Annotated in this window: 9 protein-coding genes and 2 pseudogenes; 4 read left to right on the forward strand and 7 right to left on the reverse strand. The window is 39.8% G+C overall.

Features of this window, described 5'->3' with window-relative positions:
• Positions 1-13: 13 nt before the first annotated feature.
• Positions 14-1,294, forward strand: coding sequence for an OprD family outer membrane porin (locus RFW85_RS06535; RefSeq protein ID WP_309171262.1), 1,281 nt, complete (start codon positions 14-16; stop codon positions 1,292-1,294).
• A 251-nt stretch (positions 1,295-1,545) separates the two neighbouring features.
• A complete protein-coding gene (locus RFW85_RS06540) occupies positions 1,546-3,744 on the forward strand; it encodes an OsmC domain/YcaO domain-containing protein (RefSeq protein WP_309171263.1) in 2,199 nt (732 codons plus the stop codon).
• 65 nt (positions 3,745-3,809) lie between these two features.
• Here the strand turns inward: RFW85_RS06540 and RFW85_RS06545 are convergent, their stop codons facing one another.
• The 4 genes from RFW85_RS06545 to RFW85_RS06560 form a co-directional block, all read right to left on the reverse strand.
• Positions 3,810-5,480, reverse strand: a complete 1,671-nt coding sequence (locus tag RFW85_RS06545) for a GMC family oxidoreductase (RefSeq protein WP_086264388.1) — start codon at positions 5,478-5,480, stop codon at positions 3,810-3,812.
• A gap of 27 nt (positions 5,481-5,507) precedes the next feature.
• On the reverse strand, positions 5,508-6,401 hold the full coding sequence (locus RFW85_RS06550; protein WP_309171264.1) for an alpha/beta hydrolase: 894 nt from the start codon (positions 6,399-6,401) through the stop codon (positions 5,508-5,510).
• Positions 6,402-6,473: 72 nt separating this feature from the next.
• Entirely contained in the window at positions 6,474-7,328 is an 855-nt protein-coding gene (locus tag RFW85_RS06555) for an SDR family oxidoreductase (protein WP_309171265.1), read from the reverse strand.
• Positions 7,329-7,372: 44 nt separating this feature from the next.
• On the reverse strand, positions 7,373-8,860 hold the full coding sequence (locus RFW85_RS06560; RefSeq protein WP_170249362.1) for an NAD(P)/FAD-dependent oxidoreductase: 1,488 nt from the start codon (positions 8,858-8,860) through the stop codon (positions 7,373-7,375).
• Positions 8,861-8,995: 135 nt separating this feature from the next.
• Between RFW85_RS06560 and RFW85_RS06565 the strand changes: the two are divergent.
• Positions 8,996-9,511: pseudogene (locus RFW85_RS06565) on the forward strand (AraC family transcriptional regulator); the annotation flags it as partial.
• Here RFW85_RS06565 and RFW85_RS06570 read toward each other — a convergent pair.
• Both RFW85_RS06570 and RFW85_RS06575 read right to left on the reverse strand, forming a co-directional pair.
• Positions 9,510-9,947: pseudogene (locus RFW85_RS06570) on the reverse strand (SDR family NAD(P)-dependent oxidoreductase); the annotation flags it as partial. The pseudogenes RFW85_RS06565 and RFW85_RS06570 sit on opposite strands and share 2 nt — an antisense overlap.
• A 65-nt stretch (positions 9,948-10,012) precedes the next feature.
• Entirely contained in the window at positions 10,013-10,972 is a 960-nt protein-coding gene (locus RFW85_RS06575) for a metal-dependent hydrolase (RefSeq protein WP_002163169.1), read from the reverse strand.
• Between the two features lie 526 nt (positions 10,973-11,498).
• Here RFW85_RS06575 and RFW85_RS06580 point away from each other — a divergent pair.
• Positions 11,499-12,119 carry a TetR/AcrR family transcriptional regulator gene (locus tag RFW85_RS06580; protein ID WP_002163161.1) on the forward strand — a complete coding sequence of 207 codons (621 nt, stop codon included), beginning with the start codon at positions 11,499-11,501 and terminating at the stop codon, positions 12,117-12,119.
• Between the two features lie 78 nt (positions 12,120-12,197).
• On the opposite strand, the gene RFW85_RS06585 is transcribed toward RFW85_RS06580, so the two are convergent.
• Positions 12,198-12,920 carry a pirin family protein gene (locus RFW85_RS06585; protein ID WP_005070386.1) on the reverse strand — a complete coding sequence of 241 codons (723 nt, stop codon included), beginning with the start codon at positions 12,918-12,920 and terminating at the stop codon, positions 12,198-12,200.
• Positions 12,921-13,374: the final 454 nt, after the last annotated feature.

Consider the following 13,374-nt stretch of genomic DNA (forward strand, 5'->3'; position numbering starts at 1 on the left):
TTGAGATAAAAAAATGAAGAAGACGCCATTGTGGGTGGGGGTATGCTTGTGCCCATTATTTAGTCAAGTTGTGCATGCCGAATTTCTTGCAGACAGTAAAGCTGAGCTAACACTACGTAATTTTTACTTTGACCGAGACTATAAAAAAGACCCATATCCTTATACAGCAGGTAGAGATTGGGCGCAGGGTTTAATTTTTAAAGGACAGTCTGGTTATACTGAAGGTGCGGTTGGGTTTGGTGTTGATGTACTGGCAATGGCAGGTTTTAACCTGATGGGAAGCCGTGCTGATGACTATGCGCGTAGTGGCCTATTACCAGTGAATACCGATAACTCGCGTGATGATTATTATGGAAAAATAGGCATTACAGGAAAGGCTAAATTTAGGAAAAATGAGCTTTTTGTGGGGGACTTAGTTCCACAATTACCGACCATTTTTTCATCGCCAGCGCGTTTGTTCCCTCAGACTTACCGTGGTATCCGTTTTGTTTCAAATGAAATTCCAAATCTTCAACTCGAAGGCTTTTATGTCGACGAAGTGCGGCAGCGCGATTCAATTCGCTTTACAGATGTTGGAACAGACAATATCAACCATCGTTTTGACAAAGCGGCAACTACTGATTCTTTTTATACCTTAGGTGGAAGCTATCAGTTAAAGGATTATCGTCTACGGGCTTACCATGCTGAACTCAAAGACATTTACCAGCAACAATTTTTAGGTTTTAACGGCAAACAATCTTTAAATGATCAACTTAATTTTTTAAGTGACGTGCGTTTTTTTAATAGTGAAGAAACTGGAAGTAAAAAAATAGGAGAGGTCGATAACCGACATATTAGTGGCTTATTTGGTTTGAACTATCAAAACCATACAGTTTCTTTGGGCTACATGCAGTCGTTTGGTTCAACTGGTTTACCATTTTTGTCAGGAACTGAAAGTCCGGTTGTGCTTGATTTTATGAGTTCTGACTACTCAAATAAAGATGAAAAAGTCTATTCGATTCGTTATGAATATGACTTTAAAAATGCACGACTAGGTGATGTTTCGTTAAATGGGCTACGCTTTATGACTCGCTATGCAAAAGGCGAAGACATTGATTTACTGCAATATGGCGATCAGCGTTTTAAAGAAGAGTCTATGGAATTTGATTTAGGCTATAAAATTCCTGAAGGTAAGTTAAAAGGTTTAGGAGTGCGAGCTCGTTTTTCTCACTATCGCAACGATATGCCTACCAATATGACTTTTCATTCGACAAATGAAACGCGGTTAAATGTCGATTACACCTTTAAGTTTTAACGTTCAATATTTATTAAATTAAAGACAAGTTAAAACATTGTGAGCAGCAATGTTTTAACTTTAGTTATCAACTTCACAAAATCCCTCTATAATACCGCCAATCTTATTAAAGCCACTTGAGTCTCTCATTAAACACATGGCTTTAATCTCTCATTTTTTTAAGTCAATTTCTTCGCTGTGATTCGGCTTATTTTTCAATATTTAGAATTTTATGTGTCTGTGCTGACACATAAAAATATTTAGGTGCCAGCATGGAAATCAAGGTTAATTATCTCGACAATCTTCGACAGGAAGCTAAGTTCGATGACTTTACGGTAATTGCCGATCAACCAATTCGCTACAAGGGTGACGGTTCGGCACCGGGCCCATTTGACTATTTTTTAGCATCGTCAGCATTGTGCGCAGCGTACTTTGTAAAAGTGTATTGTGCAGCTCGAGATATCCCAACCGATAATATTCGTTTATCGCAAAATAATATTGTTGATCCTGAAAACCGCTATAAGCAAACCTTTAAAATTCAAATTGAATTACCAGCCGATATTTCAGAGAAAGATCGCCAAGGGATTTTACGTTCGATTGACCGTTGTACTGTTAAAAAAGTGATTCAAACGGGTCCCGAATTTATTATTGAAGAAGTTGAAAGCATCGACGCAGATGCGCAAGCATTGTTATTGCCAAGTCTAACTTCAGAAAGCCATACCTATATTCAAGGTAAAGACCTGCCATTAGAAGAAACCATTGCCAATATGTCTGCTATTTTGGCAAATTTGGGCATGAAGATCGAGATCGCATCTTGGCGTAATATTGTTCCAAATGTATGGTCGTTACATATTCGTGATGCCCAGTCTCCGATGTGTTTTACCAATGGTAAAGGCGCGACTAAAGAAAGTGCTTTAGCGTCTGCATTAGGCGAGTTTATTGAGCGTTTAAACTGTAACTTCTTCTATAACGATCAGTTCTGGGGTGAAGATATTGCCAATGCTGAATTTGTGCATTATCCAGATGAAAAATGGTTTAAACCGGGTCCAAATGGTGAATTACCTAAAGAAATCTTAGATGAATATTGTCTTGAGATTTATAACCCAGATGATGAGTTGCTTGGCACACATTTATATGACACCAACTCAGGCAATGTAGAGCGCGGCATTTGCTCGCTACCTTTTGTGCGCCAGTCTGACGGTGAAGTTGTCTATTTCCCATCAAATTTAATTGAAAACTTGTACTTAAGTAATGGTATGAGTGCAGGCAACACTCTGGCAGAAGCCCAAGTTCAATGCTTGTCAGAAATTTTTGAACGTGCTGTTAAACGTGAAATCTTAGAAGGTGAAATTGCACTTCCGGATGTTCCAGAAGACGTATTAGCAAAATACCCAAGTATCGTTGCTGGTATTAAAGGCTTAGAAGAGCAAGGTTTCCCTGTATTAGTTAAAGATGCATCATTAGGTGGTCAGTTCCCTGTAATGTGTGTAACTTTAATGAATCCACGTACGGGTGGGGTGTTTGCGTCTTTCGGTGCGCATCCAAGTTTTGAAGTTGCGTTGGAACGTAGTCTGACTGAATTACTTCAAGGCCGTAGTTTTGAAGGCTTAAATGATTTACCACAACCGACTTTCCAAAGTAATGCGGTCACTGAGCCGAACAACTTTGTTGAGCACTTTATTGACTCAAGCGGTTTGGTATCTTGGCGCTTCTTTAGTTCTAAATCTGACTATGACTTTGTTGAATGGGATTTTTCTGGCGAAGGCGAAGAGTCGAATGCAGAAGAAGCTGCAACACTGTTTGGTATTCTCGAAGAGATGGGCAAAGAGGTATATATGGCAGTCTATGAGCACTTAGGTGCGACCGCTTGCCGTATTTTAGTACCGGATTACTCAGAAATTTATCTCGTTGAAGATTTGATTTGGGACAACACCAATAAGGCACTTTCATTCCGTGAAGATATTCTAAATCTACATCGTTTAGATGATGAGCAGCTTGAGGCATTGGTTGAGCGCTTAGAGGAATGCGAGTTAGACGATTACACTGAAATCACCACACTCATTGGTATCGAATTTGATGACAATACAGTTTGGGGTCAACTCACTATCTTAGAATTGAAATTGCTAATTTATGTTGCTTTACAACAATTTGAAGAAGCAAAAGAGCTCGTTGAAACTTACTTGCAATATAACACCAACACCGTTGAGCGTGGCTTGTTCTATCAGTGCATGAATGTGGTGCTGGAAGTAATGTTAGATGAAGAACTAGAGCTTGAAGACTACCTGACTAATTTCCGTCGTATGTTTAGTGATACACGAATGGATGCGGTATTAGGTTCTGTAGAGGGTAGTGTTCGTTTCTATGGTTTAACACCAACAAGCATGAAACTAGAAGGACTTGATCGCCATTTACGTCTGATCGAGAGCTATAAAAAGTTGCATGCAGCTCGTGCTAAAGCCGTAGCGATGTAATTTAAAAAAGTGAAAGAAAAAAACCTATTTTTAAATAGGCTTTTTTTATAAAACAAATTTCTATTTTAGGCAGAAGCTTTAGTGATCTCTAAAGATTCTGTCACTGTTTGATCATCTTGCTGCTCACCCAAAGTATGTTTAGCCGGAATATAAGACATTGCGCGTTCTGCAAGAGCTGTAATGGTGAGACTTGGGTTAACGCCCAAATTTGCACCTAACATTGAACCATCTACAACATATAAGTTTTTATAGTTAAACACTCGGTTTTGTCCATCTACCACGCCGCGCTCTGGGCTTGAAGCAATTGCACAACCACCCATACAGTGGGCTGTAAAAGGTACGTTAAACAAAATTTCGGTAATAGTCGTCATGGGGTGGCCATTAAACATTTTGGCAACTTTTTCGGTAAATGCATTGGCCTGCGGAATATACACAGGTAGCTTTTTACCTTCGCTCGATAACACCTTGCCAAAAGGCCAGAACCAATTACGTTTCAAGCGCATATTAATTGAGGCATCAGCTGTTTGCATCACCAAGAAAATTAAAGTCTGACGTGCAAAACTGACCGGATTACTCATGCGAAGGAAAATAAATGGATGGCAAATAAGTGCCCATAGCCAAAAGAAGATACGCGTCCAACCCGGTTTACCTTTCGCCATATAAGTACACATAAGACCCATGGCATCTGAACCAGTTTGGTAACGAGTCGCTTCAATGTGGGTGTCATGGTCAATGTAAATACTTGAACCAATGGCCACACCTTTACTCATGTCGACATCTTTACCAAAAAAACGAACACCTAAAATCGACTCGGCATTGGTACGTACCCGATTACCCAAATCATCAGAAATATTTGGTAGTGAACCAGACTGTTTTAAACGGAACAACATTTCTTGGGTTCCCAAAGAAGATGCTGAGAAAATCACATTACGAACACGCCATGTACGGCGTTGTTTGTTAAACCATGAGCTTGAACATTCAGTCGTAACTTCATAGCCATCGCTGCCATCGGCTTTACCATTAAGTGGTTTAACGTCAACAACTTTGGTTTCTTCGTAAACCTTAGCACCATTTTTTTCGGCAAAATACAAATAGTTTTTATCTAATGTATTTTTTGCGTTGTGTTTACAACCCGTCATACAGCCGCCACATGCCGTACAAGTTCCGCGGTCTGGACCTTCGCCGTTAAAGTACGGGTCAGGGTAGGTCTTGCCACCTTGTTCACCTTCGGGGGGAAAGAAAGTTGCAACGCGCGTCGGTTTAAACGTATGTCCAACCCCAACTGCATCGCCCATTTTTTTGAGCATGTGGTCGGCAGGACCGAAAATTTTATTATCCGTCACCCCAAGCATACGTTCGGCTTCAGCATAGTGCTGTGGCATTTCATTTTTCCAGTCCGCTGCATCTGCCCACGTGCCTTCATCCCAAATATGTTCAGGTGGAACAAGTAGGGTATTAGCGTAGGTGATTGAACCGCCACCTACGGCGTTCCCGCAAATAATGGTGACATGGCGAAAAAAACGCATGTTGAAATAACCAAAAAGTTTCATGCCCGGGCGCCAAATCCAACGACGGGTATTCCAGTTATTTTTAGCAAAATCTTTAGCTTCCCAGCGTCGCCCCATTTCCATTACAGCAACTGAGTAGCCCTTTTCGGTTAGCCGGCAGGCAGAAACACTACCACCAAAGCCTGAACCAATAATGAGGTAATCATAGTCATAATTGTTTGTTGTCATGCCGAGGACTCCTCTCTGGCGATATTTTTATATTGACTGTGTATGTTTATCAATGAATTGCCCAATGCGCTCAATCGAGTCATTAGATTCTTTTAGTATACCCGCGTGAAATTGAAAAACATGTCCGACTTGGTCATAAACCTTCAAGTTCGTCGGAATACCGTACTTTTCGGTTTGTGTAGTGAGACGTTTTGCATCGTCTAATAAAACTTCTTCGGTACCGACATGAATTAGAATAGGTGGTAATCCAGTTAAGTCTGCATAGAGTGGGGAACAGGTTGGATCGGTTGCCGATTTTTGGCCACAATAGTTTTTTGCACACCAAGTTAACCAGCCCTCTGACAACATCGCATCTTGGGTAGCATGAGTTTTAATCGTGCTTCCAGATAGGCTTAAGTCAACCCAAGGTGAAAGTAAAACTAATGCTGCTGGTAACGGTAACCCTGCATTTCGTATTGCAATTGCCGTACTTAGACTCAGTCCGCCGCCAGCAGAATCGCCAGCGATTACGAGTTTTTTCGGGTCTTGTCCTTGGGCAAGTAAAGCTTTATAGACTGCAACTACATCTTCAATAGCAGCAGGGCTTGGGTGTTCTGGTGCTAGGCGATATTCAGGCAACCAGACTTGTGTCTGAGCTACATGTCCGATCTGAGCGGCAAGCTTAGCATGACTTTTTGAACTACCCACCACATAGCCACCACCATGTAAATACAAAATACCGCGTCCTAATTGAGTCGTTTTGGGCTGAATATGGACTGTCGGTACTTGAGCAATTGTTTGCTTTTTTGTTTGATAACCACGAGGCCCAAGCACAATAGCGCTGGCTGCATCACTACAAAAACGTTGTAGCCTTAGTGGTGTCTTAGGGGATAAAGCTGGACGTAGCGTGGTACGGATGGTCCATGCAAGAAGCTGCTTCATAATAAGGACTCATACTAAGCATGTTAGATTAATCAGCATCTCTTAAGATTAAGAGCATGCTGACCACTATTTTTATTTTGCTGATTTGTTGAGTAGGCGAGTTTGCCAAGCAGTCGCGGCTGCAAAGATCTTTTGGTAGCCTTGCGGCAGAATACGCTGAATCACATCGACGGCTTTTGCATCTGCTCCTATAAGTAAACGGCGACGATTCTTGCGAACAGCTTCCAGAATTTGTTGAGCAGCCTCATCAGCAGGGGTGCGAAGTAATTTATCGAAAGCATCCTGACTTTTTAGAGGGTCCATTCCTAAAGACTGGACGCTATTATTCATGCGGGCAGCTTTGGCAATATTGGTACGAATACCACCCGGATGCACGCAGGTCGCACTCACTCCAGCATTTTGCATATCAAGTTCTTGGCGTAATGATTCAGTAAAGCCACGAACAGCAAATTTACTGGCGTTATAAGCACTTTGGGTCGGTTGAGCTGTTAAACCAAACATACTGGAAATATTAATAATATGCCCATCACCACTTTGCTTTAAGTATGGTAAAAACTCTTTGGTGCCATAAACCACGCCCCAAAAATTAATACCAATGAGCCATTCAAGATCTTCATAGCTCACACCTTCAGCCGTACTACCAATTGCGACACCAGCATTATTAAAAATCAGATTAACTTGGCCATGTTCATCTACTACTGCCTTTGCCCAAGTGGCAACTTCATCACGCTTAGCTACATCAACTTTTTGAGTGGTGACTTTGACAGAATAAGGTGCCAAAAGCTCGACTGTTTTAGCTAATCCGACTTCACTAATGTCAGAAAGTGCCAGATGGCAACCTTGTTTGGCTAATGCAATGGCAAGTGCTTGTCCAATACCAGAACCCGCACCTGTCACAGCTGCGACTTTATTTTTAAAAGACTTCATAAAATTCTCCGTTTATTTTTCTCATTTCCTATGGTGAAGCTTATTTAAGAAATAGCCGAAACCTGAGTGTAGTTTTCAATGTCAAAGCGACGAGTACGTTGACGATATTCAAGAGTAAAACCTGGCCAGTTATTGGTATTTTTACCCTCAGCAGTTTGATACCAACTGGTACAACCTTGAGCCCAGACAGTTTTTTTCATTTTTTCTTGAATGCTTTGATTAAACTCATGTTGAACTTCTGCACGAACATTGGTGAACAGGAGTTTTTTTTGTAGAGTTGTCTGGATGGCATCTAAAATATAATTCACTTGGCTTTCAATCATATATACAATTGAGTTGTGCCCAAGATTAGTGTTTGGTCCATACAACATAAAGAAGTTTGGAAAGCCGCTCACAGTTAAACCGAGATAAGCTTCTGCACCATCTTTCCAAGTGTCTTTTAAGGTGCGGCCATCAAGACCTGTAATTTGCATTGGCGCCATAAATTCTGTTGCGGCAAAGCCCGTACCATAAATAATGGTATCAACCTCTCTTAGATTTCCGTCCGTATCTAAAATTCCATTTTCAGTAATTTCTTGAATGCCCGTATTAATCACATCGACATGAGGCTGGGTCAGTGTTTCATACCAGTGGTTAGAAATTAAAATACGTTTACAACCAATTGGATAATCCGGCATTAAGCGGTGGCGCAGCTTCCCATCTTTAACGACTTTACGGATGTGGCGCTGGAATAAATATTCCACCAAAGGCATTTCATTTAAAGAAGTTGTAAAAGCAAGTAGGCGAATTTCATGGTGTCCATATTGCAAGGCGCGGTCTAGACTTTGCAAAATCGGCAGTTTACGGAAAGCTTTTTTCTCTAAAGGCTGGTAAACCCGATCTGGTTTAGGAATCACGTAAGGTGCCGAGCGTTGATAAACATCGAGATGAGCAACCTGTTTAGCAATCTCAGGTACGAACTGAATTGCACTTGCACCTGTACCGATTACTGCAACACGTTTGCCAGTTAAGTCATAGTCATGGTCCCAACGCGCTGAGTGAAATGCCTTACCCTTAAAGTTTTCAATACCTTTAAGTTTTGGATAAGCAGGGCGGTTGAGTTGGCCTACCGCACCGACTAGAAACTCAGCTTCAAACTGTTCACCAGTCGTACTTTGAATGTGCCATACACCTTTTAGGGCATCAAATTCAGCACTGGCAATTTCAGTATTAAATTGAACATGCGGACGAATATCATATTTATCCGCACAGTGGCGTAAATATTGATAAATCTCTTGAGATGTCCCATAGCGATTTTTCCAGCCTAGCTCTTGCTCAAAAGAAAAAGAATACAGATGAGAAGGCACATCACATGCAGCACCTGGATACGTATTGTCACGCCAGACACCACCGACATCGGCAGCTTTTTCAAATAGAGTAAATTGTTCAAAACCTGCTTGTTTGAGACGAATGGCAAGTCCTAGACCACCAAAACCAGTGCCAATAATGGCGATGCGTACATTTTTATTTGAATTAGATGACGAGTTAAACATGGGCTGCTCTAAATCCTTAAAAACAGTGAGCGAAAAAATCGCAATTTCCTGTATGCAGAATAGACGTTTATTTGCTTGATTTAGAGGATGGATGAGGACAAAATATTGTGATTCGAGGACATTCTGAGCAATACAGTGAAGTATGCATGGGCTTTTGAACGCAGTGTACATAGTGTTCGGTTAATGGCTGATTTTGCAGTGGAATCAGGCATCTCTTATAAAACAATTTTGCAAGGAACTGGGCTTAGCCAACAACAATTACTCGACCCTAATATGGTGGTGACAGGCCATCAGGAATTACAGTTAATTCAGAACTTGGTTGAGCAACTAGGAGACAGACCGACATTAGGCTTGGAAGTGGGTACGCGTTATCATTTCACCACATTTGGGCCATTAGGTATGGCACTGATGAGTAGCGCCAGCATTCGCGAAGCATTAGATTTGGCCTTGACCTATTTTACCTTAACCTTTGCTTTTACCCGCTTTGATGTGTCGGATACATCCCAGGGAATTCGCATTGAAATTGATGAGCAAGATATTCCATCTTCAGTACGTCAATTCATTATTGAACGCGATGCCGCTGCACTCATTACGGTACAGCGAGATTTGGTGCAAGACAATTTTTGCCAGTATTTGGCTTTTTCTTTCCAACTCCGCCGTAACCTAACTTTTTAAACTTGGGAACAAATGCATGACAACCATGAATAACACCCCAAAGGTTAATATTCATGACCCAGTTCCAGTCTTCTAAGGTTAGCTCGTCAAACTTGCCACCCAAACCTACACCAGCATTATTAATGACAAGAGTTACAGGGTGCCCAAGCAAAATTTCAGCAGTTTCAGCGAGATGGTTAACTTGTTCAGCATTACCCACATCACAACGCATAGCAAAAGCTTTTGCGCCTTCTTGTTCAAGAAGTTTTACTGTTTCTTCAGCAGCTTCGAGATTAATATCTGCACACACTACGCTACCACCACGTTTCGCAAGTTCAATTGCAAAACTTCGACCAATCCCACTGCCTGCACCCGTCACTACGGCATAAGCTTTTTGGCTTGGTTTAACTTTCTTTTTGCCAAATAAAATCATGATTCATCCATAAATAGCTTGAAGAGATACCAGCTACCTATTCGATAGCTGGAAATGCAGGACGATTAAGACATGCGTACTGGTGGGGTAAATTCTTTAACAAAGTAAGGAGCAATTGCGCCGCCTTCGGTCAGCAATTTCTTTTTGTAATACTCAAGATATTCAGTCGTATCATGATCATTTGGATGAAAGTCTGGGCGTAAGTAGTCAAGAATTTGACCAATCGTACTGCCGAAAACTCCGTCTTTTGGACCAAAGATTAAGCCTACACCACGACGGGCGTCCTTCCAGAATTTCAAGGTCAGCATCTCTTGTGGCTTTCTTAAAACAGGGACAAATAATGTAGTCGCAGGGATTAAACCTAAAATGGTAAATAGCGCGAGGAAGAAACCAGATGCACGTAGTGCATAACTACCATTTAACAGTTGATAGACATCATAGGCAATATCTTTATGCTCAGATTCTTCAAGCATATGCCACATCCACAATGCGCGGCTTTTTTCGTCATTTGAATAATAGAAGTTCTTTTCATGCTTCATCATGTATTCAGCAAGTACCGCAGTAAAATGCTCAATACCCGCCATCATTGATAATTTGAGTGGCTGTGGAAACTTTAAGAAAACATATTTAAAGAAGTTTGAGCCAAGAAAACGATATAGCGCAACAGGATATTCAGCATCTTGAAGGGCATCGTTATATTCATTGTGCAATTTTGAGTGAATTGCTTCTTGGCCAATCAACGACGTTACTCGCTGCTTTAATATTGGATCTTTGATAAATTCACGGTGATGGCGAGCGGTTTCAATAACCAGATCTTCGCCATAAGTTAAAAACACCGAAAGTGTGGCAAAAAACAAAGTAGCAAATTGATTGTCCATATAGAATCTGACATCAATTTCTTTACCATCAAAACCAATATTTAAATGTCTGATTGGAATTGAGCTTTTGCTAGCAAAATCTGGTAGCTCAATTTCACGCTGAAATTTAAGTTTGTTGAATGATTTTTTAACTGCGGTCGAGATCATGGCGACACCCTGAAGCAAAGTAGTGGTGCATTTTGATGAAAATTAATAAACTCAATGATCAACAAAGCACTGTAAAATTCCATTTTCAAAAACAGATAATTCTCTGCATTGACTACGGTGTTGTTGCTCCGTTATTTGTTTGATTATTTGGCTGAATAACGGAAGAAGAACCGAGGCAGACAAAAGAGCTGCTTAAAGAGTCTTCTTTAATTTTTTCATATTAATCTGACATTATGTTCGGATTCAATTCGGGTAAATTTTTAAATATATAAAAGTATTTTATAGACATTCTTTGTAATAATAATTTTAAATAAATTTGATTTATATTTTTGAAATATAACAAATTAAATTTATTCCTGATCTCGGAAAATAGTAAATAAAAGCATCGATTGATTGATAAGTTGAGATCTGTTTTTCTCAGTTTTTCTGATTAAGTTTGACAACTATTCGGATTTTGTTTTTTTATTTCTACCGAGTTAGATTACATGCTAATCTGACTTTATGTTCGGATTATTGATTAGATCGTATGACTACGCGTAAACCTCGTCAAACTCGAGCCAAAGTCACTGTCGACACGATTATTGAAGCAGGTTTTATTGCAGTGGCACTTCATGGACCGAGTGGAACCACGACACGTCATATTGCAGAAATTGCAGGGGTGAGTGTCGGGTCTTTATACGAATATTTTAAAAATAAAGAAGAAATTTATGATGCGATGAATCACTTTTTTGTTCGGGAAATTCTGGACATGATTACAGAGCTTACACCGACGATTTTACAGTTGGAGTTAGAGCCTGTCATTGAAATGATTTTTTATACTTTTAGTGATTTATTAAAGAAAAATAATGACCGCTATTTGACTGTTTTGCGCTATGCAGGGGAATTGCAGTACGACAAATACATTCCCAAAATTGAACAGGCTTTAATGGAAGTCATCATGAAATATATGATGCATAATCCCAAATACCTAAAAATTAATAATTTACCCGTAATTACCTATATCTGTATCAATAGTGGAATTTTTAATGTCGCACGGCATCTTATTTTGCCAAACCCTTATATTAGTTTTGATGAAATGGTACAGGGGCTAACCACGATGATCATGAGTTATATCAACACAGAGATGGCGCGTTCAGAAGAGCATTGAGCAGAGATAGCATTTTCATAAGTCGACTAAACAATATAAAAAGCCCTCACATAAAGTTTATGTGAGGGCTTAATTGCATTATGGCATGGTTGGAACTTCTTCAGGACGCATATCGAAAATCAAAATTTCGGCGTTATCACCATTGGTAAACGATAAGCTTCCACCGTCACGAATACGTGCTGCATCGCCAGTATTAAAAGTTTTACCATTTACATCAACACGACCTTTGGCAACGTGTAGGTACACATAACGACCCTCAGGAATTACAAATTCAGCAGTTTCTTCACCATCAAAAAGACCTGAGTAAATATTAATGTCTTGTTTGATCGATAAAGTTTTCTCACCACCTTTTGGTGAGATGATCAAATGCAATTTACCGCGTTTGTCTGCTTCATCAATATGAACTTGTTGATAGCCAGGCTCTGTATTCACTTCATTTGGAACAACCCAAATTTGCAAGAAATGAACACCTTCTTGAGCTGAGTGGTTAAATTCACTATGAGCAACACCACGACCTGCACTCATTAGTTGAATGTCACCCGGCACAATCACAGAACCTGTACCCATTGAGTCTTTATGCTCTAATGCGCCTTCAAGCACATAGGAAATAATTTCCATATTGCGGTGAGGGTGAGTACCAAAGCCTTTAGATGGAGCAACGTTATCATCGTTAATTACAAGGAGGTCCGAAAAACCGACTTGTTTAGGATCCCAATAGTTAGCAAATGAAAAGCTATGTTTTGATTGTAACCAACCATGATGTGCTGCACCACGCTCGTGAGATAAACGCATATCAAACATGATGTATTCTCCTCATTTAATTTTTTATCTGAGTGCATTTTATCGTAGCGTTTATGGGAATAAATCTCTGAAAATAGAAAGCTTGGTGTGATTTATGGAACGATGAAACTTGAACGTAATGTTGCTAATCAAAAGATAGTAATAAAAGCTATTTCTTAAATAAGATGAAGATTACGTTGAATAGAATTTTATTTGTAAGCTGGAGAAGAACCACAGAAATTAGTAGCTAAAGAAACAATTTTAAAGAAAACCGCATAAACAAAAATAGTTCCTTTTTATTTCATCTGAAGCTCGGTAAATAAAAAAGAAATTTTAAGCCATATACACATTTGTCTATACCTTGTCTTTAAAATAAATTAATAATTAAATGTGATAAAAAAATAATATTAAAAAATAACTAAAATAAGTTCTAATAAAATAAAGGTACTTTTCAATAGATCTCTTTCATAAATCA

The sequence above is a fragment of the Acinetobacter sp. 12966 genome, assembly GCF_031196995.1.
Taxonomy (GTDB): Bacteria; Pseudomonadota; Gammaproteobacteria; order Pseudomonadales; family Moraxellaceae; genus Acinetobacter; species Acinetobacter geminorum.